This window comes from Microbacterium yannicii, from assembly GCF_024055635.1.
Taxonomy (GTDB): domain Bacteria; phylum Actinomycetota; class Actinomycetes; order Actinomycetales; family Microbacteriaceae; genus Microbacterium; species Microbacterium yannicii.
Genome location: NZ_JAMXMB010000008.1, coordinates 127,739 through 154,038, shown reverse-complemented (window position 1 = coordinate 154,038; position 26,300 = coordinate 127,739). Strand labels below are relative to the sequence as shown.

Below are 26,300 nucleotides of genomic sequence, written 5' to 3'. Positions count from 1 at the left end.
TCCTCCATAGCTCAATTGGCAGAGCAATCGGCTGTTAACCGATAGGTTCTTGGTTCGAGTCCAAGTGGGGGAGCGAAGGCCTCGGGGCTCCACCCCCGAGGCTTTCTTCGTCTTCGGGATCGGATCGAGGTGGGAACATGGCGGCTCGCGCGAAGCCCTCGCCGCTGCTCCAGGTCGAAGGCGGCGTTCCGGCGCCGGCCCCGATCTACCGGTCCGCGCCACTGCTCGGTGCGCTCGCCCTGTTCGCGGGGGCGCTCGTGTGGGTGGGTCTGGCCGTGCTCTTCGGCGGAGAACCATGGATGTTTCCCGTCGCCGCGCCGGCGCCTTGGCTGTTCCTCGCGCTCGTCCCGTCGATCGCGGCGATCCTGCTCGCTCTGCGCGGCGTCGCCGTGTGGTCGCTGGCGTCGGCGATCGTGAGCTGCTGGCTCGTGCCGACGGGACTCGCGACGGTGCTCGTCGTGCTGGTGTCCCTGTGGACCGTTCGCCGCATCCGCAGCCAGTGGGCCGCCCACGACCTCGACACCGTCATCGCCACCGCCGCTGCCCACGGTCTTCCTGTCCTCGTGGTGCAGCACGTCGCGGGGAAGGCCGGAGCACGCAAGACCACGGACACCACGCAAGTCCAGGTCCGCGACGTCGACACCGGCGAGCTGACCACGGCGCGCGTGTGGGGACCGATGCGCACCGGCACGACGCTCGTACGACAGGGTATGAACGTCATCGCACAGGCGCCACCAGGTGCCGACGCCGAGCTGCGTCGATGGGTGGAGCGTCAGAACCGCCGCAGCGACGCGTGACCTGGAAGGATCAGGCGTCGATGTCGTCGACGCCCGGCATCCAGGAGCTCCCCGGCCGGCCCCAACCGCGCTTGCGGGCGATCTTCTGCACGGTCTTCCAGTCCCCGTCGTCGAGGCGGTCGACGTAGAGGATGCCGTCGAGGTGGTCGAACTCGTGTTGCATGATGCGGGCCCGCCAGCCGTCGACCTGGATGCTCACGGGTGCGCCGTCGAGGTCGGTCCCGGTCACGAGCACTTCCTCCGAGCGGCGCAGCGGGAACCGCTCGCCTGGGAACGACAGACAGCCCTCGGACTCCTCGTCCGGGTCCGGAGCTCCGGGTTCGAGCGGCCGCATCCACAGTTCGGGGTTGATGACCACGCCCCGCCAGGGCTCGCCGTTCTCGTCGTCGGCATAGGTGTACGTGTAGATGCGCAGCGGCACGCCGACCTGAGGGGCCGCGAGGCCCACGCCGGGTGCGGCATCCATCGTCTCGAACATGTCGGCGACCAGTGCGCGGATCTCGTCCGTGATCTCTTCGACAGCGGACGCGGGGGAGTGCAGGACGGGATCGCCCATGATGCGAATCGGGAGAACAGCCACGCCTTGAGCCTATCGACCGGTGCCTGCGACTAGTGTCGATACGTGGTCTGGACTGCGGTGGAACTCGAGGACGTCGGCGATCAGCTCGTCGGCGCTTTCCAGAACCCCGGCATCCTGATCGGCATCCCGCTGGCCCTGCTGGGTGCGGTGTTCATGTCGTTCGGCGCCCAGTACCAGCACCGCGGCGTCACGAAGGTGGAGCGCCTCAGCGGCGGACACTCCAGTCAGGGCCTGGGACCCAGCCATCTGCTGAAGCTGCTGGCCCGGCCCTCGTGGGTGATCGGCACCGTGATGCTCGGCCTGGCGATCGTCTGCCAGCTCTCGGCCCTCTTCTTCGCACCGCTCATCGTCGTCCAGCCGCTCGGCGCGGTCGCGCTCGTGATCACCACGCTGCTGAACGCTCAGATCAGCGGCCACAAGCCGACCAAGCGCTCGCTCATCGCGATCGCGGCGTGCGTCGGCGGCATCTTCGTCTTCGTGACTGTCGCCGCCCTGTTCGCGACCGAGAAGCCGGTCTCGAATGGGCAGCTGATCACCATCCTCGTGCTGCTGCTGGTCGTCACCCTGGTGTTCGCGGGACTGTGGATCTGGCTGCGCAAGCGCATGGGTGCCCTGTTCTACATCACCGCCGCGGGCGTCATCTACGGTTTCGTCGCGACGCTGGCCAAGGTCGTCATCGAGCGCGTGAAGGTCGGCGAGTTCAACTGGCTCACCTTCCTGTGCCTGGCAGCCCTCATCGTCGGAGCCATCGTCGGCGCCTACTTCGTGCAGAGCGCCTACGCCTCCGGCCCGCCGGACCTCGTCGTCGCCGGGCTCACGGTCATCGATCCGATCGTCGCGATCATCATCGGCCTGACGGTGCTCCAAGAGGCCGCAGGCGCTCCGCTGTGGGTCTACATCACGTTCGCCGTCGTGGGCGCTGTCGCCGTGTGGGGAGTGTTCCAGCTCGCGCGACATCATCCGCAGGTGCTCAGCGAGAGCCAGGGGCTTCCGATCTCTCGGGGGAGCAACGGGGGAGCAACGGATGCCGCGCACCCGCGCACCGGATCGGTCAAGGTCACCGAGGCGGTGGCGAAGGTGTGGCCCGAGCCGCCCGTGAAGGACCGCCTCGACGATCCCGACAAGCGCTGACGCACGCGCACGACCCCCGGACGGACCGGTAGGCTCGTCTGCGCACTCCGTGCCGCGGGGCGGTGGCCAAGCTGGTCAAGGCAGCGGGCTCATAACCCGACGATCGTGGGTTCAAGTCCCACCCGCCCTACGGATTGTGGACCGCCGCTGCCCGAAGGGTTGCGGCGGTCCACACCTCGTCTGACGGGTCTCGCCTGCGGGGAAGCTGCCCTCTCGACCCCAGAGTGAGAGGGCAGCCGCCGGCACGAGGCCGGCTGTTCCCCAGGTTGGCATTCGCGTGCCGCGCATCACGATGTCGTGTGGATGGAGCAGGAAATAGACCCTTGACCGAGGCCACCCTCGGGGGCTAAGCGACTGCGATCAGCCGTTGTCCGGAGGGCTGCGGTGGTCTCATCTCTCGTGTCGTCAGCGGCGCGCATCACCCTGCTGGCGGCCGGCGGCGGCGGCCCCGGCTGACGGTACGCCGGCGAGTCGCAACGGGCCGCTTCCGCCAGAGGCGGGGGCAATTCGTTCGCACCCCTTACTTTCGGAGGGAGAGCCCTGTCGGGGCAGCGGTCGTTGCGTGTAGCGTCAGCGGCAGCAAATGTCCCTTGCGCCTTGGAGGCGAACAATGAAGTTCTTGCAGAGGCTCGGACGATCGATCATGCTGCCGGTGGCTGTGCTGCCGGTCGCCGCGATCCTGTCGGGCATCTCGTACTGGATCAGCAACGGCGGGAAGAGCCCCAACCTCGTCTCGGCGTTCCTTGGCGCCGCCGGCGGGTCGCTGCTCGACAACATGGCGCTGCTGTTCGCCGTGGGCATCGCGCTCGGCATGGCGAACAAATCCGATGGCACCTCGGCGCTGGCGGGTCTCGTATCGTGGCTCGTCGTCACCACGCTGCTCAAGCCGGAGACGGTCGCCCTCTACACCGGCGTCGCTGACGTCAACGAAGTCGATCCCGCATTCCTGAAGGTGCAGAACGTGTTCGTCGGCATCATCTGCGGACTCATCGGCGCGTACTGCTACAACAAGTTCAAAGACACCAGGCTTCCCGACGCACTGTCGTTCTTCTCGGGCAAGCGTTCGGTGGCGATCGTCACGGCGGGCGCCTCTCTCGTGGTCGCCGTCGCGCTGTTCTTCGTGTGGCCATGGGTCTACGGCGGCCTCGTCACGTTCGGCGAGTGGATCGTCACCCTCGGACCGTTCGGCACCGGCATCTACGGCTTCCTCAATCGGCTGCTCATCCCTGTCGGACTCCACCACGCCCTGAACTCCGTCTTCTGGTTCGACGTGGCCGGCATCAACGATCTCAACAACTTCCTCTCCGGCGAAGGCACCTACGGAGTCACCGGCCAGTACATGACCGGGTTCTTCCCCATCATGATGTTCGGTCTGCCCGGTGCGGCCCTCGCGATGTATCTCACGGCGAAGACCACGCGCAAGAAGCTCGCCTACGGCATCCTGCTCGGCGGCGCGATCTCGTCGTTCTTCGTCGGCGTGACCGAGCCGCTCGAGTTCGCCTTCATGTTCCTGGCGCCCGTGCTGTACCTGGTGCACGCGATCTTCACCGGCATCTCGATGGCGATCAGCCAGATCCTGCCGGTGCGCATGGGATTCGGCTTCTCGGGCGGCTTCATCGACCTCGTCCTCAACTGGATGAACCCGATGGCGCAGAACCCCTGGCTCATCCCCGTCATGGGAGTGTTCTGGTTCTTCATCTACTTCGTCGTGTTCTACTTCATCATCAAGCGGTTCAACCTGAAGACTCCCGGTCGCGAGGACGACGACATCCTCGCGGACGACACCGAGTACGACACGCGGTCGGCCGACGACAAGTACCTGGTCACCGGCAGCCGTTTCATCGATGCGCTCGGCGGGAAGGCGAACATCCTCGAACTCGAGAACTGCGCCACGCGCTTGCGAATGGAGATCGACGACCCGAGCAAGGTCGACGAGACTGCGCTGAAGCGTGCGGGGGCTGCGGGCACGATGAAGCCCGGCGGCAAGTCCGTCCAGGTCATCTACGGCACCAACGTCCAGTTCGTGAAGGACGCCATGGAGCAGATCATCTCCGGCCAGGCAGCGGCACCCACGGGCGCCGCACCCGAGCCTGCGGTGGCTCCGGCGGTCGGCGGAGCCACGGTGCTGACCGATGCACCCACGACCACCGCCGTGAGGCTTCGGCAGCCCCTGGAAGGAACTGTCGTGCCGCTGTCGGCGGTGCCAGACCCGACCTTCGCGCAGGGGATCATGGGTCCGGGCGTCGCGATCGAGCCGACCGGCGACACGGTGGTCGCCCCCGCAGACGGCACCATCGGCGCGACGTTCGACAGCAGCCATGCCGTCGCGCTCGTGCTCGACGACGGCACCGAGCTGCTGATCCACGTCGGCATCGACACCGTGGAGATGAAGGGCGACGGCTTCCAGACCCTCGTCGAGAAGGGTCAGAAGGTCACGGCCGGAACACCCCTGCTCCGCTTCGACCTGGCGAGGATCCAGGCGGCGGGCCACCCCTCGATCACGCCGGTGATCGTGCTGAACAACGAGAACGCAGCCGTCACGTTCGAGTGACGCCCTGCGGGGCCCACGATGAGGGGGACGGATGCCTCGAGCCGAGGCATCCGTCCCTTCTCACATCGCGCTGCCGATGTACGAGTACTTGACGAACACCTCGGCGGCGAGACCGGCCTCCTCCAGGACTCCCTGGACGGCGCTCAGCATGTAACTGGAGTCCCAGCCCATGTACAGCGAGTGGCCGTCGTCGAGACGATCCCATTGGCCGTTCCACGATTGCGCGGTGTACACCGGGCCGCCGCGGCGCGCGCTGTAGGCGACCACGGCTTCGCGGGAGTCGGCCCACAACCGCTTGAATACACGGTTGAAGAGATACTTCACGTCGGGCACCTCCCAGTGCTCGCCGCAGTACTCCACATACGACCACTCGCGGTGCCATCCCGGCGGCCAGCCGCGCCGGCGGACGGCATCGAGGATCGGGGTGAGCCCGTCGTCATCGATCGCCGTACCGCCCGGACGCTTCCACACCTCGACGAATCGCTGCGTCAGCTGCGTCGACCGCTGGGCGATCGCCGCGGTTCCCCAGCCGGGCAGTTCGGCCAGCGCCGACGTCGCCGCGACCGCGCTGCGGGCGTAGAGCGCCTGCTTCTCGGGGAACGACCGATCCAGCGCGCGCAGCGCGAGGTCCTCTTCCAGGATGGTGAGGTTGCCGATGGTGTTCGCCAGCGCGCGATGGCTGTTCTGCTCGTCGTCGCTGTACGACGCCCATTCCCGCACTCCGTCGCCCGACCACGCGTCGCCGGGCGCCACCGGGAAGATGTGCTCGACGTCGAGGCCGGCCGCGCCGTCCACACCGGCGATGCGTCTCAGCACATACGCCGGGTGCGGGAGCTCGGAGTACTTCAGCGCGACCGCGATGCGCTCGTCGGAGGGCGTGATGCGCGAGATCGCCGAGACCAGCGCTTCCCGCCCGTCGTCGCGCGCCCGACAGAGCCGCGCGACCAGGCGCTCGACACCGGTGCCCACCACAGATCGGCGCACGAGGAGCGACTGCACCATCTCGAGCGTCTCGATCAGCTCGTCCCGCGCGATGAGCTCCTGCTCGAAATCGCGGTACGCGCGCATGACGAGCGGGTACATGCCGGTGCCGAACGTGTGCAGGTACGACAGGTGGCGCGTGATCTCGGCATCCGGAGCCTCACCGGGATGCAGCAGCACCCGGTACACGCGGGACAGCTCGCGCCATTCGCCGGCGTGGCGCACGAGGTCTGCGAACTCGAGCCGAGGGAACTCGTGCCTAAACGCCTCATACACGCCCCGCCCGCCGACCACGGTGACCTCGCGGCCCGTGGTCATCACGAGGTACTGCCGCCAGAACTCCGCGATCGCGTCGCCCGTGTTCTGCTCGATCACCTGCCAGTACTCTGCCTCGATCTCACGCTGCTCGGCGTGGTTCAGACCCATCAGCACGTAGTTGTGGATCAGCTCGTGATCGCGCAGCGGCTCGCCCGTCGAATTGAGGCTCTCGAAGATCTGCTGCGCGTTGGCGCCCGCGCCGAGGGTGATCGCCACGTGCTCGAGCTTCTGCAGCCCCCGCCAGATGCGGGGAGCCTCATCGAGACTGATCTGGCTGCGGAAGAACGCGTAGTTGTCGTCGAATCGCGAGTCCCGCTGCTCACCCGCGGGAAGCGGGAGGTCGAGCACCACCCTCTCGAACACCGAGGCCCACGCGCGATGCGGCCGCAGCTTGGTGCGCATCGCGTCGCCGGAGTGCACGAGCACGCGCTGCAGCCGATCGGCGAGGTCGGGGTCGGCCTCGCGAACAGTGTGGTGCAGTGCCGCGACCAGCAGCATGAGCGTCGTCGTGCGCTGCTGGCCGTCGATCAGCACCAGCTCGGCATCCTCTCCGTCACCGCTCGCCGATGAGAGGATCGACCCGATGAAGTGCATGTGGCGATCGTCGAGGTCGGCCACCGCCCGGATGTCGGCGAGGAGTTGCTCGCATCCCCCGATGTCCCATCGATACTGGCGCTGGTACACCGGCACGACGATCGTGCGGTCCGCGGCCGAGAGCCATCCGATGGTGTTGACAGCAGTGGCGTCGACATTCGTGGCAGTGACCATGGCCTGTCCATTCTAAAGGCGGTGCACGTGGCGAGCCCGGCTCCGCGGTCGGGCCGTCCGCATTACGGCGCGGTCCTCCGGGCCCTCCGAGCCCCCGAGGTAGGCTTGCCTAAGTTGAGCCTGTTAAAACGTGCTGGCTCACTGACCGAAAGGCATGATTCGTCATGGGTTACATCAAGTCCGCCGCTCTCGATGAGACCGGCTTCGTGGTTCTCGACTCCTACGACCGGGAGCTCGACCCGAAGGAGTGGCTCTCCATCGAGTACGTCGACTGGAAGTCGTCGGGTGACACCCGTTTCGCTCCGCTGGCCTCCGCCAAGGGTGAGATCGAGTGCAACGGCTTCTGGAATCACACGCCCCCGCGCACCGACAAGGATGGGGTCTGGATCCCCTCGCAGGTCGAGAAGGCACCGGACATGACGCGTCGCGCGCAGGAGCCCGGCGCCAACGTCGGCCGCTGCCGCGTCATCGAGCTGCAGCCGAACACGTACGCCGACGCGCTGTACAACCTCCACCAGGACGACAACAACCGTCTCAACCCCGACGGCACCGGCTGGGTCGTGCGTGGGTTCTTCAACCTCACCGACGACAAGACGAGCTACTTCGTCCTGCGGGAGAACCGCACCGACCCCAGCATCGAGTACCGCGTCGCGCTGCCGGCCGGTGCTCAGCTCATCGTCGACACGCAGCGCCTCTGGCACGCCGTCCACCACAACGGCGACGAGGCCCGCTACTGCCTCATCACGTCGTGGGAGTCCGGCCCCGAACTCGACGCCTACATCGAGAAGTACCACGGCAAGCCGACGACGGACTACGTCGATGTCCCGCAGGACGTGCTCGACGCCGGTCAGGCCGAGCAGGCGCGCCGTGACGCCGCCCGCGCCGCGTACTACGCCGCCAAGGGCAAGGCCGAGGTCCAGGCGATGAGCGAGGCCTGAGCCCCCGCTCATCCCGCACAGAGAGGGCGGGGAAATCACACTCTTGTGATTTCCCCGCCCTCTCGGCGATAATGGCGGCAGCACAACCGAATAACACGCTATGAACGCCGTCGCAGGTCGTAGGGGAAGACGCACCTGACGAACGGAGAGATCATGGCGACACACAAAGCACGCGGGGTGATCTTCATCCACTCCGCGCCACGGGCGTTGTGCCCTCATCTGGAGTGGGCAGTCGGTCGAGCGTTGGGTCGGGCAGTGAGCTTCGACTGGGCCGATCAGCCCGTCCTCGGCGGCAGCCGCCGTGCCGAGTTCTACTGGGAGGGCGCTGCCGGCACCGGCTCGGCCCTCGCTACCGCGATCCGCGGGTGGGAGCACCTGCGCTTCGAGGTCACCGAGGACCCCACGCCGCGCAGTGACGGCGGCCGCTGGCTGCACACGCCGGGTCTCGGCATCCACTATGCCCAGACCGATACCGCCGGCAATGTCGTCATCGGCGAGGACCGCATCCGCTACGCGATGGAACTCGCCGGCGGCGATGCCTTCGAACTGCGGCGCGAGCTCGACGTCGCGCTCGGTGCGGCCTGGGACGAAGAGCTCGAACCGTTCCGCCACGCGAGCGACGACGCGCCCGTCGTCTGGCTGCACAAGGTCGGCTGAGGTCGGCTCCCGCGGAGCGCACAGACGCAGGCGGTGCGAGGCGCCACTACCGAGGCTCGGAGCCAAGAATCCCGGGCAGCGGGACCGCGAACCATCGCCTGACACGACAGACGCCCCCGGCGGTCCCAGCGCTTGTCGCAGGGTGCCGGGGGCGTCTTTCGCCGTGCTGCGTCAGACGGACGCGAACGCGGCGACCGCGTTGTGGCCGCCGAAGCCGAAGGAATTGCTGATCGCGAGGTGTTCGCCGTCTCCGAGTGGAGTCGGGGTGCCCGAGATGCGGAACGGCACCTCGGGGTCCTGCGTCGTCAGGTTGATCGTCGGGGGAGCGACCCGCTCCTTCAGCGCCAGGACGGTGAAGATCGCCTCGAGCGCGCCGGTGCCGCCGAGGAGGTGGCCAGTGGACGCCTTCGTGGCCGACACCGGGATCTCGTCGATCCGGTCGCCGAACACGGATCGCAGAGCGGTGTACTCATTGGGGTCGCCGACCGGCGTCGAGGTGGCGTGGGCGTTGATGTGGCCGACGTCATCGGGTGAGGCATCCGCCATGTCGAGTGCGAGCCGCACCGCGCGCGACGCGCCGAGGCCCTCGGGGTCGTTCGCCGTGATGTGGTAGGAGTCGGCGGTGACGCCGCCGCCCACGACGGCCGCATAGATCTTCGCGCCGCGCGCGCGGGCATGCTCTTCGGTCTCGAGGATGAGCACCGCGGCGCCTTCGCCCATGACGAAGCCGTCGCGGTCGATGCTGCACGGTCGAGACGCCGTCGCGGGGTCGTCGTTGCGACGCGAGAGCGCCTGCATGGACGAGAACGCAGCGATCGTGACGGGGTGGATGACCGACTCGGTGCCGCCCGCGATCACGACGTCGGCGTAGCCGGCGCGGATGTGCTCGATGGCGTTGACGATGGACTCGGTGCTCGACGCGCACGCACTCGCGACGGTGCGGGCATAGGCGCGCGCGTTGAAGTGGAGGGAGAGGTTGCCGGCCGCGGCGTTCGGCATGAGCATCGGCACCGTCATCGGAAGCACTCGACGCGGACCCTTCTCGCGCAGCGTGTCCCAGCCGTCGAGGAGCGTGTGAAGGCCGCCGATGCCGGTCGCGAAGTCGACGCCGAGGCGTTCCGGTTCGACCTCAGGGCTGCCGGCGTCCGCCCAGGCCTCCAGCGCAGCGACGAGCGCGAACTGCGAGGACGGGTCGAGACGCTTGGCGATGGGACGCTCGAGCACGGTCTCGGGCCGCACCTTGGCCTCGGCGGCGAAGGTGACCGGCAACTGGTACTTCTCGACCCAGTCGTACTCGAGGGTACGGGTGCCGGAGACGCCTTCCAGGAGCGCGGACCAGCTCTCGGGGGCCGTGCCGCCCAGCGGCGAGGTTGCGCCGATGCCGGTCACGACGATGCGGGAGTTGCTCATGTCGTTCTAGATCCTCAAGGATGCGCCGGTGGGGGCCGAGGCCCCCACCGGAGGGTTTACGCCTGGTTCGACGTGATGAAGGTGACGGCGTCGCCGACGGTCTTGAGGTTCTTGACCTCGTCGTCGGGGATGGTGACGCCGAACTTCTCCTCGGCGTTGACGACGATCGTCATCATCGAGATCGAGTCGATGTCGAGGTCGTCGGTGAACGACTTCTCGAGGGCGACCTCGTCGGCCGAGATGCCGGTCTCGTCGGTGATGAGCTCCGCGAGTCCGGCGAGGACCTCGTCGTTGGTGAATGCCATGGGGTTCTCCTGTTTTCTAGGGGTTTGCGGGGGCCCGAACGGGCCGTCTCAGTCTAGGGTCGTGCTCCGCCGGGTCAGGGGAGCACGACCACCTGCGCGCCGAACACGAGGCCGGCGCCGAAGCCGATCTGCAGCGCGAGACCGCCGCTGAGCTCGGGGTGCTCCTCGAGCAGGCGGTGCGTCGCCAGCGGGATGGAGGCGGCGGACGTGTTGCCGGTGGTCTCGATGTCGCGGCCGATCAGGACGGTGTCGGGAAGCTTCAGCTGCTTGGCGAACTCGTCGATGATGCGCATGTTGGCCTGGTGCGGCACGAAGGCGGCGAGATCGGATGCCTCGATCCCGGCGGCCTCGAGCGCCTGGCGCGCGACCTTCACCATCTCCCACACGGCCCAGCGGAAGACCGTGGGGCCTTCCTGCCGCAGCGTCGGCCAGGGCGCCTTGCCGTCGCGGAAGTCGGTGAGCGTGTGGTTCATGCCCACGGCGTCGGCCTTGGAACCATCCGAGCCCCACACCGTGGGGCCGATGCCGGGAGCCTCGCTGGGGCCGATCACTGCCGCGCCGGCGCCGTCGCCGAGCAGGAACGAGATGCTCCGGTCCGTCGGGTCGACGACATCGCTGAGCTTCTCAGTGCCGATGACCACGGCGTAGTGCGCCGCACCGGCGCGGATGAGGGCGTCCGCCTGGGCGACACCGTACGCGAAGCCTGCGCACGCGGCGTTGAGATCGTAGGCGGCGGCGGGATTCGCACCCACACGCTCAGCCACGATGGCCGACACCGACGGGGTCTGCTTCGGGTTGCTGATGGTGGCCACGATCACCGCGTCGACCTGCGACGGGTCGACGCCGGAGCGCTCGATCGCCTCACGGGCGGCATCCGTCGCCAGATCGATCGCATCGGTCTCGGGCACCGCGCGCGCCCGCGTCACGATGCCGGTGCGCTGGCGGATCCACTCATCACTGGAGTCGATCGGGCCGATCAGGTCGTCGTTCGGCACGGCGATCTCGCCACGGGCGGCGCCGTACGCGTAGATGCGCGTGTGGGCCGCACCGGTGGGCTGGACGAGGATGGGGGTCATTCGGATACTCCGGTCATGCGTCGACCGCCACGAGAGCGGTGGCGGCCTCCAGGTCGGCGGGCGTCTTGACGGCGACGGCCGGGACTCCGCGCAGCGCGCGCTTGGCCAGCCCGACGAGCGTCCCCGCCGGGGACAGCTCCACGATGCCCGACACGCCGGCGGCGGCGAAAGACGCCATGCACAGGTCCCAGCGCACGGGCGAGGCGACCTGGTCCACGAGCAGGTCGACGAACGCGCGGCCGGACGTGACGGCTGAGCCGTCGCGGTTGGTCCACAGCAGCACCGAGGGATCGGGTGCCGCGACCTCGGCCGCCGCGGCGCGGAGGGTCTCGACGGCCGGCGCCATGTAGCGGGTGTGGAAGGCTCCGGCGACCTGCAGCGGGATGACGCGGGTGCCTGCGACCGGCTCCGCAGCCAGCGCCTGGAGCGCGTCGAGTGCGCCGGCGACGACGAGCTGCCCGCCGCCGTTGTAGTTGGCCGGAGCGAGATCGAGCTCATCGAGACGGGTGAGGACGGATGCCTCGTCCCCGCCGATCACGGCGCTCATCCCGGTCGCGACGACACCGGCGGCCTCGGCCATCGCGCGACCGCGGATGCCCACGAGCGTCAGGGCGGCCTGCTCGGTCAGGACGCCGGCCGCGGCGGCCGCCGCGAACTCGCCGACGGAATGGCCGGCGACGCCGTCGATGCGCTCACGGTCCGGCAGCGCGTTCCACGACAGCAGGCTGGCGGCGACGATGAGCGGCTGCGCCACCTGCGTGTCGCGGATGCGGTCGGCATCCCACTCCGTGCCGGCGGCGACCAGGTCGACGCCGGACCACTCCGAATACCGGGCGAGCCGATCGGCTGCGCCGTCCATCTCGAGCCAGGGTGCCAGGAAGCCGGGGGACTGGGAGCCCTGCCCCGGGAAGACCGCGATTCTCACCGTTCCATCCTGTCAAGGATCCGGGGGGCCGTTCTGGCGACACCGTCACAAGAATGACGAGCACCTTTGTGCGTGGTCAACACTTCGGGCCGGTGCCGACGTCAGACCGCGGCGCGTCGAGGCGCCGGCGCGCGCCGGCGGGCGGCATCCGTTCCGATGGATCCGAGGATGAGCGCCGTCTGCAGGATGAGGGCTTCTCGCGGCCCGGTGGCATCCCAGCCGATCACCTCAGAGACGCGCTTGAGGCGATACCGCACCGTGTTCGGATGCACGAAGAGCTCGCGCGCGGTCGCCTCGAGAGAGCGCCCGTTGTCGAGATAGGCCCACAGCGTCGCCACCAGGTCGGCGCTGTGCGCCTGGAGGGGACGGTAGATGCGGTCGACAAGCGTGAGCTTCGCGAGGGGATCGCCGGCGAGGGCCCGCTCGGGCAGCAGGTCGTCCGCCTCGACCGGGCGCGGCGCATGGCGCCACGCCCTCGCCACCGCGAAGCCGGCCAGCGCCGCGCGCGCGCTCTGGCTCGCGTCGACGAGCGCGGGCACCGTCGGACCGAGGACCAGGTATCCGGTGCCGAACCCGGGTTCGAGCCGTCGTGCGATCTCGGCGAACGGAAGGTCGGTCACGGCGTCATCCGCGACCGCCGACGGCTCGGCGCGACCCAGGACGAGCACAAGACGTGAGCCCTGCACGCCGATCAGCACATCGACACCCAGCTTGCGTGCCGTGCGACGCAGCTGGTCGACGTCGAACTGGGGCGGAGTCGTGCCCACCAGCACCGCGACCTCGCCGTGACCGTGCCAGCCGAGCGCCGCGATGCGGCTCGGCAGCTCCTCGTCGGCTTCGCCGGTCAGGATGGAATCCACCACCAGCGCCTCGAGCCGGGCGTCCCACAGTCCGCGGGCCTCCGCCGCGCGGGCGTAGACGTCAGCCGCTGCGAAGGCCACCTCGCGGGAGTAGAGCAGGATCGCCTCGCGCAGGTGCTCGCCCTTGCCGGCGACCCGCTCCTCCGTCACCTCGACCGTCACCCGGATCAGCTGCAGCGTCTGCGTCAGACTGACGCTGCGCAGCAGTTCGCGAGGGGCGGCCGCGAAGATGTCCGCGGCGATCCATGGCGTCGAGGCGGGATCGTCGTACCACTGGATGAAAGACGTGATGCCGGCCTGCGCCACCAGCCCGACGGCGGAGCGTCGGGCCGGTGGCATCTCGGCGTACCAGGGCAGTGTGTCGTCCAGGCGTTTGATGGTCACGGTCGCCAGATCGCCCGAGATGCGTCGCAGCCAGGCGAGCGTCTCGACCTTGTCCATCACCTCGGCGGACTTGCCCATCGGCGGGTCAGCTCTCGCCGCCCGCGTTCCCGCTCGTGCCGGCCGTCACATCGTGCAGACGGTACTTCTCGATCGCCTGCGCGGCGAGGCTGCGGTCGACCGCTCCCTCTTCGGCAAGCGCCTGCAGCGTGCGGACGACGACCGAAGGTCCGTCGATCTTGAAGAACCGACGAGCGGCGGCGCGGGTGTCGGAGAAACCGAACCCGTCGGCACCGAGCGTCGCGAACCGGTTGGGCACCCAGGGCCGGATCTGGTCCTGCACCGCGTGCATGAAGTCGCTGACGGCGACGACGGGGCCCGCGGCATCCTTCAGCTTCTCGGTGAGGTACGCGGTGTGCGGCTCCTCGTCGGGGTGGAGGAAGTTGTGCTCGTCGGCGGCGAGGCCGTCGCGGCGCAGCTCGCTCCACGAGGTGACCGACCAGACATCCGCCTGCACACCCCAGTCGTCACGCAGCAGCTGCTGCGCTTCGAGCGCCCACGGCACGCCGACACCCGACGCCATGAGCTGAGCCCGTGGGCCTTCGCCCTCACCCGTCGAGATGCGGTGGATGCCGCGCACGATGCCGTCGACGTCCACGCCCTCCGGCTCCGCCGGCTGCACCAGCGGCTCGTTGTACACCGTGAGGTAGTACATGACGTTGGGGTCGGGGTGGTTGCCGCCGTACATCCGCTCGATGCCCGAGCGGACGATGTGCGCGATCTCGTAGCCGTAGGCCGGGTCGTACGACAGCGTCGCCGGGTTGGTGGAGGCGAGCAGGAGCGAGTGGCCGTCGGCGTGCTGCAGTCCTTCACCGGTGAGCGTCGTGCGTCCCGCGGTCGCGCCGATGATGAAGCCGCGCGCCATCTGGTCGCCCGCCGCCCACTGCGCGTCGCCGGTGCGCTGGAAGCCGAACATCGAGTAGAAGACGTACACCGGGATCAGCGGCTCACCGTGGGTGGCGTACGACGTGCCCGCGGCGGTGAACGCCGCCACGGCGCCCGCCTCGTTGATGCCGACGTGGATGATCTGGCCCTGCGGGCTCTCCTTGTAGGCGAGCAGCAGCTCACGGTCCACGGAGGTGTAGTTCTGCCCGTGCGGGTTGTAGATCTTGGCCGTCGGGAAGTACGCATCCATGCCGAAGGTGCGCGCCTCGTCGGGGATGATCGGCACGATGCGGTGACCGAAGTCCTTGGCCCGCAGCAGATCCTTGAGGAGTCGGACGAACGCCATTGTGGTGGCGATCTCCTGCGTGCCGGAACCCTTCTTCGGCAGCGCATACGCCTCGTCGCCGGGCAGCTGCAGCCCGACGTGGTGCGTGCGGCGCTCGGGCAGGAAACCGCCCAGCGCACGACGGCGCTCGAGCATGTACTGGATCGTCTCGTCGTTGCCGCCGGGGTTGTAGTACGGCGGCAGGTACGGGTTCTCGTCCAGCTGCGCGTCCGAGACCGGGATGCGCATGGAGTCGCGGAAGTACTTCAGGTCCTGCAGCGTCATCTTCTTCATCTGGTGGGTCGCGTTGCGACCCTCGAAGTGATGCCCGAGCCCGTAGCCCTTGATCGTCTTCGCGAGGATGACGGTGGGCTGACCCTTGTGCTCGGTCGCCGCCTTGTAGGCGCCGTAGACCTTGCGGTAGTCCAGGCCGCCGCGGCGGAGCTTGCCCCAGATGTCGTCGTCCGACCAGTCCTTCACGAGGGCGGCCGTGCGCTCGTCGCGTCCGAAGAAGTGCTCGCGGATGAACGCGCCGTCCTCGGCCCGGTAGGTCTGGAAGTCACCGTCGGGCGTCGTGTTCATCAGGTGCACGAGGGCGCCGTCGGTGTCCTTGGCGAGCAGCTCGTCCCAGCCGCTGCCCCAGACGACCTTGATGACGTTCCAGCCGGCACCGCGGAAGAAGCTCTCGAGCTCCTGGATGATCTTGCCGTTGCCGCGGACGGGTCCGTCGAGGCGCTGCAGGTTGCAGTTGACGACGAATGTCAGGTTGTCCAGGCCCTCGTTCGCCGCCACCTGGAGCTGTCCGCGGCTCTCGACCTCGTCCATCTCGCCGTCGCCGAGGAAGGCCCACACCCGCGAGTTCGAGAGATCCTTGATCCCGCGGTTGGTGAGGTACTTGTTCGACATCGCCTGGTAGATGGCGTTGATCGGGCCGAGGCCCATCGAGACCGTCGGGAACTGCCAGTACTCCGGCATGAGCCGGGGGTGCGGGTACGACGGCAGCGCGTTCGGCGCCTTCGACTTCTCCTGACGGAAGCCGTCGAGCTGCTCCGAGGTGAGACGGCCCTCGAGGAAGGAGCGGGCGTAGATGCCGGGGGAGGCGTGGCCCTGGATGAAGATCTGGTCACCGCCGGTCGGGTCGTCGAGACCCCGGAAGAAGTGGTTGAAGCCCACCTCGTACAGCGAAGCCGACGACGCGTAGGTCGAGATGTGGCCGCCGACGCCGATCCCGGGCCGCTGCGCACGGTGTACCGTGACCGCGGCGTTCCAGCGGATCCACCGGCGGTACCGGCGCTCCAGCTCTTCGTCGCCGGGGAACTCGGGCTCGTTCTCGGGCGCGATCGTGTTGATGTAGTCCGTGGTGGGAACCTGCGGGACGTTGAGCTGCAGCTCGTGCGAGGTCTGCAGCAGGCTCAGCATGATCTCGCGGCCACGACCGTGGCCCTTCGCCTGCACGAGCTGCTGGAGGGACTCCTGCCACTCGGAGGTCTCATCGGGATCGCTGTCGAGGGGTTCCTGCGAGTACGGATCCTGATCGTTGACAGTCACAGAAGACCTTTCGTCGTCTGGCAGATCATGCCAGGGAATCGCTACCGGAGCGCAGCGGGCTTTGTCAGCCCTGCACAACGCACCATCTGCCAGCCTAGCGAGTTCGGGAGGAACCGGACGCACCTCGTAGACTGACCGCGAGGGCCTTTAGCTCAGCTGGTAGAGCGCCACGTTTACACCGTGGATGTCGTCGGTTCGATCCCGGCAGGGCCCACCATTGCGATCAGCGGATGCCGCTCATCCGCGTTTCTCGTCTGCGTCCCTCTCGTGGGCGACCACGTGCGGCAGCGCGAAGTCCTCGTAGCCGGGCTGCCCGATCTTCGAGTGACGGTGCGAGTAGGCGAAGTAGATCACGAACCCGATGACGAGCCACACCAGGAATCGCAGCCACGTCTCGACCGTGAGGTTGAGCATGAGGTAGACGCAGATCGCCGCCGAGAGAGCCGGCAGCCACGGGTTGAGCGGCACGCGGAAGGCGCGGGGAAGATCCGGGCGCTTGCGGCGCAGGACGATGACTCCGACGGAGACCAGCACGAAGGCCGACAGGGTGCCGATGTTCACCATCTCCTCCAGGAGCCCGACGGGGGTGAACCCGGCCACGACCGCGACGACGAGCGTCACGATCAGCGAGATGAGCCACGGTGTGCGGTAGCGCGGGTGCACCTTCGCCAGGCCGATCGGCAGCAGATTGTCGCGCGACATCGCGAAGATGATGCGGGTCGCGCCGATGAGGAGCGTGAGCACGACCGTGGTGAGTCCGGCGACCGCGCCCGCCGAGATGAGGGTCGCCATCCAGGTCTGCCCGTGGAAGGCGAAGGCGTTGGCGAGGGCGGCTGCGGGATCGAGATCCTGGTACGGCACCATGCCTGTCACCACCAGAGCGACCGCGCAGTAGAGCAGTGTGCAGATGATCAGCGACGCGATGATGCCGATCGGCAGATCGCGCTGCGGATTGCGGGTCTCCTCCGCGGTCGTGGCGACGACGTCGAAGCCGATGTAGGCGAAGAAGACGAGCGCCGCCCCCGCGAAGATGCCGCCGACGCCGAACGCCGTCGGCTCGATGCCCGAGAAGAACTGCAGCAGCGGCTGGCTGAGGCCGGTCGGAGCATCCGTCGGTGCGGCAGCCGGGACGAACGGGGACCAGTTCGCGGGATTGATGAACAGCAGGCCGGCCACGATCACGAACAGCACGATGAAGAGCTTGACCGCGACGAGCACCATGTTCACCCGCAGCGACTCCTTGATGCCGAAGGTCATCAGCCCGCCGAGCACCAGCACCAGCAGGATGGCCATGAGGTCGACGGTGCCGCCGTAGCCGATCTCGGCCGGGATCGGCACCCCGAGCTGCTCGAGGAGCGTCCCGAGGTAGGCGCTCCATCCCTGAGCAACCACGCTCGCCCCGAGGAACATCTCGAGGATGAGGTCCCACCCGATGATCCAGGCGAACAGCTCGCCGAGCGACGAGTACGAGAACGTGTAGGCCGAGCCCGACACCGGGACGGTCGACGCGAACTCCGCGTAGCAGAGGGCGGCGAGCGTGCACGCGATGGCCGCGACGGCGAAGCTGATGACGATCGCGGGGCCGGCGACCTCATGCGCGGCTCGGCCCGTGAGCGTGAAGATGCCCGCCCCGATGACCACCCCGATGCCGAAGACCGTGAGGTCGAGCGCCGTCAGCGATTTCTTGAGCCGGAACTCCGGCTCGTCGGTGTCGGCGATGGACCGCTCGACGGACTTGGTGCGGAGAACGCCCATGGTGCGCGCCTTTCGTCATCGGAAGGACCGGTCGTCGAATGCTAGCCGCACCCGGTCGCGGCGTCGATGCCCCACGGTAGGTTGGACTCGTGAAAGCCAGCCCCGCAGACCAGCGCCGCCTCGTCGAGGTCGCCCAGCTCGACGCCCGGATCCGTCAGGCCGAGAACGCCCGAAAGAATCCTCCGCAGGCCGGTCGCGTCCAGGAGCTGCTCGGGCGCCGGCAGCAGCTCTCGCAGGAGCTCACGACGCGCCTCGGCGCACGCGACGATCTGCGCACCGAGCTGTCCCGCATCGAGTCAGACGTCGCCGTGGTGGACGCCCGCGCGGCTCGTGACGCGCAGCGGCTCGCGGCATCCACCAACTCGAAGGAGGCGCAGGGTCTCGAGAGCGAGCTCGCCGCGCTCGCGCGCCGCAAGAGCGACCTCGAGGACGCCGAGCTCGCGGTCATGGAGCGGCTCGAGCTGGCCGACGCCGGAGTCGCCGAGCAGGAGGCGCTGATCGCGGCGACCAACGCCGAGGGGACCGAGCTCAGCGCCGAGGGCAAGCGCGCCGTCGCAGAGGCCACGGCGGCGTTCGACGCGGCCACCCGTGACCGCGCGGCGATCGCCGGCGCGCTGCCGGCCGATCTCGTCGCGCTCTACGATCGCGTCGCGGTGCGCAGCTCCGGCGCCGCATTCCTCCACCGCCGCACCTGCGAGGGCTGCAACATGGTGCTCGCCGGGACCGATCTGCAGGTGTTGCGCCAGGCGCCCGACGACGAGGTCGTCACGTGCCCAGAGTGCGGCTGCCTGCTGGTGCGCGACGACGAATCGGGACTCTGAGGGAATCCGGGCTGTGAGCACAGCCGGACCGTGCCGGCGTGGACGCGGCTGAGCCCCCGGCCTGGATCGCCGTCGGACGGACCGCACGAACCGTCGTCGTGGTCCTGCTGGATGCGGGCGCGGCCGAGCAGAGCCGCGAGGAGATCGAGCCGGCACGGCTGGCGTCGTGGATCGCCGACGCCGAGGCACGCTGGGCACCGCGCTGGGTGTGGCACGACACCCCGCAGTGGTACGGCGCCCTCCTCGCCGACGGCATCCGGGTCGCGCGCTGTCACGACCTGCGGCTCTGCCACGCGATCCTCCGGGAGTCGGCGCTGGTCGATGACGCGGCGGCCGTGCGTCGGGCGGTGGAATGGGATGCCGCTCCCTCCGTCGACGCGGAGGACGCGGCGCCTGCGCTGTTCGAACTCGAGCAGGCGCAGCAGCCGACGGGGCCACCCGCGGATGCCGATGCTGCCGTGGCGGAGTTCCTTCGACAGCGTGCTGCCGTCGAGGTCAGCCCCGAAGCGAGCCGGCTGCGCCTGCTGCTCGCGGCGGAGTCCGCCGGCGCGCTGGTCGCGTGCGAGATGAGGGCCGCGGGGCTCCCGTGGGATGCCGCGGCCCACGATCGGATCCTCGTCGAGACCCTGGGGGAGCGCCCCCGGGGAGGTGGCCAGCCGGCGAAGCTCGCGGCTGCCGCCGACCGCGTGCGCGCCGCGCTGGGGGATCCGACGGCGAGCCTCGACTCTCAGCCGAAGCTGCTGCGGGCGCTGCATCGAGCCGGCGTGCTCGTCGAGTCCACAAGCCGCTGGGAGCTCGCAGAGCAGCGGCATCCCGTCATCGAACCGCTGCTCGAGTACAAGAAGCTGTCTCGGCTGGCGGCGGCCAACGGGTGGACCTGGCTCGCCGATTGGGTCGCCGACGGACGATTCCGGCCGGTCTTCGTCCCCGGCGGCGTCGTCACCGGTCGCTGGGCGTCCTCTGGCGGCGGGGCACTCCAACTGCCGCGCCAGCTGCGCGAGGCGGTGCGCGCCGATCCCGGCTGGCGTCTCGTCGTCGCCGACGTCGCCCAGCTCGAGCCCCGCGTCCTGGCCGCCATGTCGAGCGACACCGCCCTCGCGGCGGCGGCGCGCGGTCGCGACCTCTACGCGGGCATCGTCGACAGCGGCGCCGTCGCTACCCGCCAGGAGGCCAAGATCGCGCTCCTCGGCGCGATGTACGGCGCGACGACGGGAGAGTCGGGACGCCTGGTCCCACGCCTGCGGCGCGCGTATCCGCGCGCGATGGGCCTCGTGGACGACGCGGCGCGCGTGGGCGAGGACGGCGGTGTCGTGTCCACCTGGCTCGGGCGCAGCTCACCGGCTCCCTCGCCGGAATGGTCGGCCGCCCAGTCGCGCGCGACCGAGGCCGAGGCATCCGGGGCAGAAGAGGCGCGCGCGCGACGGTGGGCCCGCGATCGTGGCCGGTTCACCCGCAACTTCGTCGTGCAGGGGACCGCCGCCGAATGGGCGCTCGCGTGGTTGGCCGACCTGCGAGGACGTCTCGCCGCGCTGCCTCCCGTCTCGCCCGAGCACGCGGCGCCCCGCTCCGGTCCGGCGTTCGCGCGGCAGCCCCACCTCGCGTTCTTCCTGCATGACGAGGTGATCGTGCACACCCCCGCCGAGCACGCGGATGCCGCAGCAGAAGCGGTGACCGAGGCCGCGGCATCCGCGGGGCGTCTGCTCTTCGGCAGCTTCCCGGTCGACTTCCGGCTCGACGTGCGCACCTCCGAGACCGCGCTCAAGGACTGACGGTTGCGGCGCACCCTCCGTCGATGCTCACGTCGGCGGCGTTCATCAGCGGCGTGTGGACGATTCGGACAGAATCGGCATCGTCGCGCGGCACGAGGAAGTGGAACTCCAGCGTGTTGACCTCGCTGGGAGACAGGTTGACGCGCGCGGTGCTCGCGGCGCGCTCGCCCTCGATGGCGGTCGCTGCGGGATACCGCTCACCCTTGACGATCACCTCGCCCACGAAGGAGCCTCTCGGCGCGGTGACGGTGACGTTGGTGCCGATGTCGCCGATGCCCACGCCGAACATGCCCCCGCCGGTGACGCTGAACGGCAGAGAGCCGACATCCGCCGGAGCGTGGCTTCCCATCGTGACGGTGAGCGCAACGTCGGTGAGGCCGTCGGCCCGGCACTCGACAGTCTGCGAATCGATCGCGACGTCGAGATAGCCGGCCATCTTGCCACCGGTCGCATCGTTGAAGTACACGGCGAACGCACCTGGGCCGGCGGCATCCTGGCGGGCGAGCGGCCCTCCGAGGGCGGAACGGGCGATGAGCTCCTGCTCGTCGTCATGCGCGCTCCACACGGAGATGCGGCCATCCGCCGCCGGCTTCTCGACCGCCCGAAGGACGCCCAGCGCATCGACCGAGCCGTCCGCGACGCGCGCGAACACCGCCTCCACCGCAGCGGAGAAGAGTTCGGTCTGCTGATCGGACGCCAGGGACACGTACGGCTGCACGAGCAGCGTGTCGAGGACGTTATCCGCGTTCAGTGCGGCTCCAGACGGCAGCGTCACCGGACCGGTCACGGTCAGCAGCGCCTGCAGGGTGTAGGGGTCCACCGAGACGACCATGTCAGGGGTGCGACCGGTGAGCGTGGACCACCAGGCCGAGACGATGTCGCCGGTCGCTGCGAAGTCCGGGGTCATCGAGGCGTTCTGGACGTACCGCGCGACACCGTCACCGTACAGCGCCGTGGTCGTGGCGGGGACCTCCACGATCGGCGTCGTCAGGCGAGGAAATTCCGAGGAATCCGCTTGGCGAGCGAGCGTCAGCCGTCCGCCGTCCGCCTGCAGCTCGACGAAGCTCCCCGAGATTCCGCCGCCGGTGCGCAGCTCGGCGGGGTTCTGGACCATCAGCAGGATGGATCTGACGCCCTCGCCACCGAGGGCTCCGGGCAGGATGTCCGCCGCGCCGGCAGCGACACCGGTGAGGGGAGCCAGAGCGTCGACGACATCCCGCACCTGGGACACTCCGCGCGCCACGGGCGAGATGAGGGCGTCGACATCCAGAGCCGCGAGCGCCTCGGCCGAGCGCGCGAACGAACGTGCTGAGTCCGTGATCTGCGCAGAGCTCGCCGCCAGGGCGGCGGTGTCGACGAGCGTGCCGGGTGCGCGATCCTCGAGACTCTCGGTGATCTCCAACACCCCTGGCGCCGCTTGTGCGACCCGGTCGAGCTCTGTGGCGACGACCCGCACGGCGACGAGATTCTCACCCGCTCCGGGGATCGCCTCCGCCAGACGCCAGAGCGGATCGCCGGCTGCGGTGGCAGCACGCTCCGCTCCCGCCGACATCGCCTGCGACACCTCGGAGAGCCGGCTCCGATCGCCGGCGTCGATGGCAGTGCGAGCCTCCGCCGCGAGCGGCACCAGCGCATCGAGTTCGGACTTGACGGTCCACACCCGCCAGCCGAGCCAGGCGGCGCACACGACGACGAGCACCCCGAACGACAAGGAGCCGATCAGCACCCAGCGGCGAGCCTTCCGCGGCATCCCCATTGCCGTGGACCCCCGGTCAGCGGCGAGCGGCGCGCCGCCGGAAGACGAGGAAGACTCCGCCTGCCAGTGCCGCCGCGCCGACGACCGCGATCGGACCCATGGCGGCGCTCAGACCGGTGGCGGGCAGCGACGCGGTGGACGGATTGCTCGGGCTAGTGACGCATTCCGGTGTCGACGGCGGATAGGACAGCGGCACGACGAGTGACGGGTTGACCTCGAGCGTCGCCGTGATGGCACCACGCGTCCAGGCGAAGTTGCCCGGCACCTCCACCCACTCACCGTTCTCGAAGGCCCAGCCGGGCCAACCGGTCGCTTCTCCCGCCGCATTGACGGACGCACCGGGCCAGAGCACCCGCCCCGAAAGACTGCCGTCGACCAGAGTGCCCAGCGGGATGGCTGCCGTGTTGGTCCCGTCGGTGAGAACCAGCTGCGCCTCGTTGCTCGTTGCCTGCGAATCAGGATCGATGAGCGTGACGTCGTAGTAGATCCACGGCGCATCGTTGTCGCAGACGCCGACGGCGGTGGAACCGGCGAGCGTCGGCGTAGCCGGGTTCGTCGGGGTGTAGTCGTCGGACTCGGCCTGCGCTGCCGTCGGCGCACCGAGTGCGACGACCGCGACGACAGCGAGCGCGAAGAAGAATGAACGCTTCACAATTGCCTCCCCAGCAGGCATGAACGACCCAACTCCCCAGAAGGGTCGTGCCGCCAGACTACTGCATCGGGGGTGACCCGTCAGCACGTTCCCGTGAGGTTTCGCTCTGGATCGCCTAAGATCGTGCAGGCGAATGGGTCGGCTGGACGGTCGCGTCGCGGGCGGTTCGCCGTCGCGCGCCGAGGAACGTCCGGGCTCCGCAGGGCAGGGCGGTGGGTAACACCCACCCGGAGCGATCCGCGAGACAGTGCCACAGAGAGCAGACCGCCGGGACCTCGGTCCCGGTAAGGGTGAAAGGGTGGTGTAAGAGACCACCGGGGTCGTGGTGACACGACCCGCACGGCAAACCTCGCCCGGAGCAAGGCCAGACAGGGGATGTTGACGCGGCCCGCCGAGTCCCCGGGTAGGCCGCTGGAGCGGCACGGCAACGTGTCGCCGAGAGAGATGACCGTCCACGGGGCTCGCGCCCCCGGACAGAACCCGGCGTACAGGCCGGCCCATTCGCCCTCTCGCCGCCGCGTGTCGCGGAGCGACCGTCGCGCCGTCAGAAGACGGGTCGCCCTGCCAGGGCGGCCGCGCCGATGATGCCCGCGTTGTTGCGGTGCACCGCCGGGACGATGGGCGTCTTGAGATCCAGCAGGTGCAGGAACTTGTCGGCGTGCTTCGACACGCCGCCGCCGACGACGAAGAGGTCGGGGCTGAACAGGAACTCGATGTGGCCGTAGTACCACTGCAGCCGCTTGGCCCACTGCTCCCAGGTGAGCTCGTGGCGTTCCATCGCGGAGTAGGCCGCGTACGCCTCGGCGTCCTTCCCATGGCGGGCGCGCTGCACATGGCCGAGTTCCGAGTTCGGGACGAGGACGCCGTTATACAGCAGGGCGGAGCCGATGCCGGTGCCGAGCGTGGTCAGGATGGTGAGTCCCGCCTGGTCCTTGGCGGCCCCGTACCGGACTTCCGCGACCCCCGCGACATCCGCGTCGTTGGCGAAGTGGATGTCGCGACCCAGGCCGTCTTCGAAGAACTTCTCGGCCTCGAAGCCGATCCACTGATCGGAGACGTTCGCGGCCGACAGCGTGCGGCCGTTCTTGACGATCGCGGGGAAGGCGACGCCGAGCGGGACCGACTGGTCGTCGGCGACGCCGAGGGTCGAGAGCACCTCGGTCACCGCGGCGAGGACGTCCGGCGGGTGGGCCCCCTCAGGGGTCGCGACCTTGACGCGGTCGCTGATCAACTCGCCCCGCTCGAGGTCCACGATGCCCGCCTTGATGCCGGTGCCGCCGATGTCCACGCCGACGGCGCGTGCCGCGTCAGATGCCATGCCGACAGCCTAGCGATGGCGACTGCGCGGCTGCGGAGCGGCCACGCGTCAGTAGGATCGTGCTGACGGCGTGAAGCCTGGCTCGGCGAGGAGGGCACGATGACGAACGACAGCGAGAAGTACTGGTACAACCTCAAGACCGGCGAGGTCGAGAAGGGCTACGAGTCGCCTGCGCCGGACCGTGCCGGCCCTTTCGACACCGCCGAAGAGGCGGCGAAGGCACCCGACGTGATCCGCGAGCGATCGCGCGCGTGGGCGGCGGAGGAGGCCCGCGAGGACTCGTGGGGCTCCGACACGGTGTCCGGCTCCCCAGGCGCCGACCAGTAGTCTGGCTTCGACCGCGGTCGGACAGCCCGCCGCCCGCGAATCCGGCACCGGAGAGGACGCGATGGACAAGCAGCGTGACTTCGTTCTGAGGACCATCGAAGAACGAGGCGTGAAGTTCGTACGGCTGTGGTTCACAGACGTGATCGGCACGTTGAAGTCCGTGGCCATCGCCCCCGCGGAGGTCGAGGGCGCGTTCAGCGAGGGACTCGGCTTCGACGGCTCGGCCATCGAGGGTCTGACGCGATCGTACGAGTCGGATCTGCTGGCGCACCCCGACCCCACCACGTTCCAGATCCTGCCGTGGCGGGGCGAGATCGACCCCACCGCGCGCATGTTCTGCGACATCACCACGCCTGACGGCCAGCCGGCCGTCGCCGATCCCCGGCACGTGCTCAAGCGGACGCTGGCCAAGGCCGCCGATGCGGGTTTCACGTTCTACACGCACCCGGAGATCGAGTTCTACCTCCTCAAGTCCTCGGCCTTCGGCACCGAGGGCCCCGAGCCCGTGGACTCGGCGGGATACTTCGACAACGTGCCCGGCGGCACCGCGCACGACTTCCGCCGCCGCTCGGTGCGCATGCTGGAGGACCTCGGCATCTCGGTCGAGTTCAGCCACCACGAGGGCGGCCCCGGCCAGAACGAGATCGACCTCCGCTACGCGGACGCGCTCACCACGGCCGACAACATCATGACGTTCCGCACCGTGATCAAAGAGGTCGCGATCGAGCAGGGCGTGTACGCGACCTTCATGCCCAAGCCCATGACCGGCAAGCCCGGCAGCGGCATGCACACGCACATGTCGCTGTTCGAGGGCGACGTCAACGCCTTCTACGAGGAGGGCGCCCAGTATCAGCTCTCGAAGGTCGGACGTCAGTTCATCGCGGGCCTGCTCCGCCACGCCAACGAGATCTCGGCGGTGACCAACCAGTTCGTCAACTCCTACAAGCGGCTGTGGGGCGGCGACGAGGCACCCAGCTTCATCTGCTGGGGCCACAACAACCGGTCGGCCCTGGTGCGCGTGCCGCTGTACAAGCCGAACAAGGGCCAGTCGTCCCGCGTGGAGTATCGCGCGCTGGACTCGGCGGCCAACCCCTACCTCTCGTACGCGCTCATGCTGGCCGCAGGCCTCAAGGGCATCGAAGAGGAGTACGAGCTTCCCGCCGAGGCCGAGGACAACGTGTGGTCGCTGACGGATGCCGAGCGCCGAGCGCTCGGCTACGCACCGCTGCCCGCGAGCCTCGACCACGCTCTGGAGTACATGGAGGAGTCCGAGCTCGTCGCCGAGACTCTCGGTGAGCAGGTCTTCAACTACGTGCTCCTGAACAAGCGACGCGAATGGCAGGAGTACCGTTCGCAGGTCACCGCGTTCGAGCTCAAGAGCAACCTCGAGATGCTCTGAGACCGGC

Annotated in this window: 21 protein-coding genes, 3 tRNA genes and 1 other RNA gene; 13 read left to right on the top strand and 12 right to left on the bottom strand. The window is 69.0% G+C overall.

Going from position 1 to position 26,300, the window contains the following annotated elements; translation table 11 throughout:
- Both NCG93_RS03820 and NCG93_RS03815 read left to right on the top strand, forming a co-directional pair.
- Positions 1–73, top strand: a tRNA-Asn gene (locus tag NCG93_RS03820).
- A 64-nt stretch (positions 74–137) separates the two neighbouring features.
- Complete coding sequence (locus tag NCG93_RS03815; protein WP_194415337.1) at positions 138–797, top strand: hypothetical protein; 660 nt, start codon at positions 138–140, stop codon at positions 795–797.
- Between the two features lie 10 nt (positions 798–807).
- Here the strand turns inward: NCG93_RS03815 and def are convergent, their stop codons facing one another.
- Positions 808–1,377 (bottom strand): peptide deformylase, encoded by a 570-nt coding sequence (def, locus tag NCG93_RS03810; protein ID WP_194415338.1) that lies wholly within the window; start codon positions 1,375–1,377, stop codon positions 808–810.
- A 42-nt stretch (positions 1,378–1,419) separates the two neighbouring features.
- On the opposite strand from def, the gene NCG93_RS03805 reads away from it, so the two are divergent.
- The 3 genes from NCG93_RS03805 (at position 1,420) to nagE (ending at position 5,059) form a co-directional block, all read left to right on the top strand.
- On the top strand, positions 1,420–2,508 hold the full coding sequence (locus NCG93_RS03805) for a DMT family transporter (protein WP_194415339.1): 1,089 nt from the start codon (positions 1,420–1,422) through the stop codon (positions 2,506–2,508).
- 56 nt (positions 2,509–2,564) lie between these two features.
- Positions 2,565–2,638: transfer RNA gene (locus NCG93_RS03800), tRNA-Ile, on the top strand.
- Between the two features lie 480 nt (positions 2,639–3,118).
- Positions 3,119–5,059: an N-acetylglucosamine-specific PTS transporter subunit IIBC gene (nagE, locus tag NCG93_RS03795; protein ID WP_194415340.1), complete on the top strand. Its 1,941-nt coding sequence runs from the start codon at positions 3,119–3,121 to the stop codon at positions 5,057–5,059.
- Positions 5,060–5,119: 60 nt separating this feature from the next.
- On the opposite strand, the gene NCG93_RS03790 is transcribed toward nagE, so the two are convergent.
- Positions 5,120–7,126: a DUF262 domain-containing protein gene (locus NCG93_RS03790; protein ID WP_194415341.1), complete on the bottom strand. Its 2,007-nt coding sequence runs from the start codon at positions 7,124–7,126 to the stop codon at positions 5,120–5,122.
- A gap of 164 nt (positions 7,127–7,290) precedes the next feature.
- On the opposite strand from NCG93_RS03790, the gene NCG93_RS03785 reads away from it, so the two are divergent.
- Positions 7,291–8,064, top strand: a complete 774-nt coding sequence (locus NCG93_RS03785; protein WP_194415342.1) for a hypothetical protein — start codon at positions 7,291–7,293, stop codon at positions 8,062–8,064.
- A gap of 153 nt (positions 8,065–8,217) precedes the next feature.
- Complete coding sequence (locus tag NCG93_RS03780; protein ID WP_194415343.1) at positions 8,218–8,721, top strand: DUF3145 domain-containing protein; 504 nt, start codon at positions 8,218–8,220, stop codon at positions 8,719–8,721.
- Positions 8,722–8,892: 171 nt separating this feature from the next.
- Here the strand turns inward: NCG93_RS03780 and NCG93_RS03775 are convergent, their stop codons facing one another.
- The 6 genes from NCG93_RS03775 to aceE all read right to left on the bottom strand — a co-directional run bounded on the left by NCG93_RS03775 (position 8,893) and on the right by aceE (position 16,496).
- Entirely contained in the window at positions 8,893–10,131 is a 1,239-nt protein-coding gene (locus NCG93_RS03775) for a beta-ketoacyl-[acyl-carrier-protein] synthase family protein (RefSeq protein ID WP_194415344.1), read from the bottom strand.
- A gap of 56 nt (positions 10,132–10,187) precedes the next feature.
- On the bottom strand, positions 10,188–10,436 hold the full coding sequence (locus tag NCG93_RS03770; protein ID WP_013586517.1) for an acyl carrier protein: 249 nt from the start codon (positions 10,434–10,436) through the stop codon (positions 10,188–10,190).
- 74 nt (positions 10,437–10,510) lie between these two features.
- A complete protein-coding gene (locus tag NCG93_RS03765; protein ID WP_194415345.1) occupies positions 10,511–11,512 on the bottom strand; it encodes a beta-ketoacyl-ACP synthase III in 1,002 nt (333 codons plus the stop codon).
- 13 nt (positions 11,513–11,525) lie between these two features.
- The gene (locus NCG93_RS03760; protein WP_194415346.1) at positions 11,526–12,437 is read right to left on the bottom strand and encodes an ACP S-malonyltransferase; all 912 of its coding nucleotides are present in this window, start codon (positions 12,435–12,437) and stop codon (positions 11,526–11,528) included.
- A 101-nt stretch (positions 12,438–12,538) separates the two neighbouring features.
- Positions 12,539–13,759: a PucR family transcriptional regulator gene (locus tag NCG93_RS03755; protein ID WP_372495942.1), complete on the bottom strand. Its 1,221-nt coding sequence runs from the start codon at positions 13,757–13,759 to the stop codon at positions 12,539–12,541.
- Positions 13,760–13,766: 7 nt separating this feature from the next.
- Positions 13,767–16,496, bottom strand: coding sequence for a pyruvate dehydrogenase (acetyl-transferring), homodimeric type (gene aceE / locus NCG93_RS03750; RefSeq protein WP_194415347.1), 2,730 nt, complete (start codon positions 16,494–16,496; stop codon positions 13,767–13,769).
- Between the two features lie 141 nt (positions 16,497–16,637).
- On the opposite strand from aceE, the gene NCG93_RS03745 reads away from it, so the two are divergent.
- A tRNA-Val gene (locus NCG93_RS03745) sits at positions 16,638–16,713 on the top strand.
- A gap of 20 nt (positions 16,714–16,733) precedes the next feature.
- Here NCG93_RS03745 and NCG93_RS03740 read toward each other — a convergent pair.
- Positions 16,734–18,251 carry an amino acid permease gene (locus tag NCG93_RS03740; protein ID WP_194415348.1) on the bottom strand — a complete coding sequence of 506 codons (1,518 nt, stop codon included), beginning with the start codon at positions 18,249–18,251 and terminating at the stop codon, positions 16,734–16,736.
- A gap of 89 nt (positions 18,252–18,340) precedes the next feature.
- Here NCG93_RS03740 and NCG93_RS03735 point away from each other — a divergent pair, with 89 nt between their 5' ends.
- Complete coding sequence (locus NCG93_RS03735) at positions 18,341–19,072, top strand: zinc ribbon domain-containing protein (RefSeq protein WP_194415349.1); 732 nt, start codon at positions 18,341–18,343, stop codon at positions 19,070–19,072.
- A 38-nt stretch (positions 19,073–19,110) separates the two neighbouring features.
- Positions 19,111–20,841 (top strand): bifunctional 3'-5' exonuclease/DNA polymerase, encoded by a 1,731-nt coding sequence (locus tag NCG93_RS03730; protein WP_194415350.1) that lies wholly within the window; start codon positions 19,111–19,113, stop codon positions 20,839–20,841.
- Here the strand turns inward: NCG93_RS03730 and NCG93_RS03725 are convergent.
- Both NCG93_RS03725 and NCG93_RS03720 read right to left on the bottom strand, forming a co-directional pair.
- Positions 20,831–22,591, bottom strand: a complete 1,761-nt coding sequence (locus NCG93_RS03725) for a DUF4012 domain-containing protein (RefSeq protein ID WP_194415351.1) — start codon at positions 22,589–22,591, stop codon at positions 20,831–20,833. The genes NCG93_RS03730 and NCG93_RS03725 overlap by 11 nt on opposite strands.
- Before the next feature lie 22 nt (positions 22,592–22,613).
- Positions 22,614–23,249, bottom strand: coding sequence for an LPXTG cell wall anchor domain-containing protein (locus tag NCG93_RS03720; protein ID WP_194415352.1), 636 nt, complete (start codon positions 23,247–23,249; stop codon positions 22,614–22,616).
- A gap of 134 nt (positions 23,250–23,383) precedes the next feature.
- Here NCG93_RS03720 and rnpB point away from each other — a divergent pair.
- An RNA gene (gene rnpB / locus NCG93_RS03715) (RNase P RNA component class A) lies at positions 23,384–23,753 on the top strand.
- Positions 23,754–23,793: 40 nt separating this feature from the next.
- Here rnpB and ppgK read toward each other — a convergent pair.
- Positions 23,794–24,567 (bottom strand): polyphosphate--glucose phosphotransferase, encoded by a 774-nt coding sequence (gene ppgK / locus NCG93_RS03710; RefSeq protein ID WP_194415353.1) that lies wholly within the window; start codon positions 24,565–24,567, stop codon positions 23,794–23,796.
- A 99-nt stretch (positions 24,568–24,666) separates the two neighbouring features.
- Between ppgK and NCG93_RS03705 the strand changes: the two genes are divergently transcribed.
- Both NCG93_RS03705 and glnA read left to right on the top strand, forming a co-directional pair.
- Complete coding sequence (locus NCG93_RS03705) at positions 24,667–24,894, top strand: SPOR domain-containing protein (protein WP_194415354.1); 228 nt, start codon at positions 24,667–24,669, stop codon at positions 24,892–24,894.
- Between the two features lie 61 nt (positions 24,895–24,955).
- Entirely contained in the window at positions 24,956–26,293 is a 1,338-nt protein-coding gene (glnA, locus tag NCG93_RS03700; protein ID WP_194415355.1) for a type I glutamate--ammonia ligase, read from the top strand.
- Positions 26,294–26,300 lie beyond the last annotated feature (7 nt).

Excerpts from the sequence above, each read along its gene's own strand:
- NCG93_RS03765 (WP_194415345.1), bottom strand. The coding sequence starts at position 11,512 with ATGACCCCCATCCTCGTCCAGCCCACCGGTGCGGCCCACACGCGCATC.
- NCG93_RS03815 (WP_194415337.1), top strand. The coding sequence starts at position 138 with ATGGCGGCTCGCGCGAAGCCCTCGCCGCTGCTCCAGGTCGAAGGCGGC.
- NCG93_RS03780 (WP_194415343.1), top strand. The coding sequence starts at position 8,218 with ATGGCGACACACAAAGCACGCGGGGTGATCTTCATCCACTCCGCGCCA.
- NCG93_RS03755 (WP_372495942.1), bottom strand. The coding sequence starts at position 13,759 with ATGGGCAAGTCCGCCGAGGTGATGGACAAGGTCGAGACGCTCGCCTGG.
- ppgK (WP_194415353.1), bottom strand. The coding sequence starts at position 24,567 with ATGGCATCTGACGCGGCACGCGCCGTCGGCGTGGACATCGGCGGCACC.
- NCG93_RS03775 (WP_194415344.1), bottom strand. The coding sequence starts at position 10,131 with ATGAGCAACTCCCGCATCGTCGTGACCGGCATCGGCGCAACCTCGCCG.
- glnA (WP_194415355.1), top strand. The coding sequence starts at position 24,956 with ATGGACAAGCAGCGTGACTTCGTTCTGAGGACCATCGAAGAACGAGGC.
- NCG93_RS03770 (WP_013586517.1), bottom strand. The coding sequence starts at position 10,436 with ATGGCATTCACCAACGACGAGGTCCTCGCCGGACTCGCGGAGCTCATC.
- NCG93_RS03785 (WP_194415342.1), top strand. The coding sequence starts at position 7,291 with ATGGGTTACATCAAGTCCGCCGCTCTCGATGAGACCGGCTTCGTGGTT.
- nagE (WP_194415340.1), top strand. The coding sequence starts at position 3,119 with ATGAAGTTCTTGCAGAGGCTCGGACGATCGATCATGCTGCCGGTGGCT.
- NCG93_RS03725 (WP_194415351.1), bottom strand. The coding sequence starts at position 22,591 with ATGCCGCGGAAGGCTCGCCGCTGGGTGCTGATCGGCTCCTTGTCGTTC.
- NCG93_RS03705 (WP_194415354.1), top strand. The coding sequence starts at position 24,667 with ATGACGAACGACAGCGAGAAGTACTGGTACAACCTCAAGACCGGCGAG.
- NCG93_RS03790 (WP_194415341.1), bottom strand. The coding sequence starts at position 7,126 with ATGGTCACTGCCACGAATGTCGACGCCACTGCTGTCAACACCATCGGA.
- NCG93_RS03740 (WP_194415348.1), bottom strand. The coding sequence starts at position 18,251 with ATGGGCGTTCTCCGCACCAAGTCCGTCGAGCGGTCCATCGCCGACACC.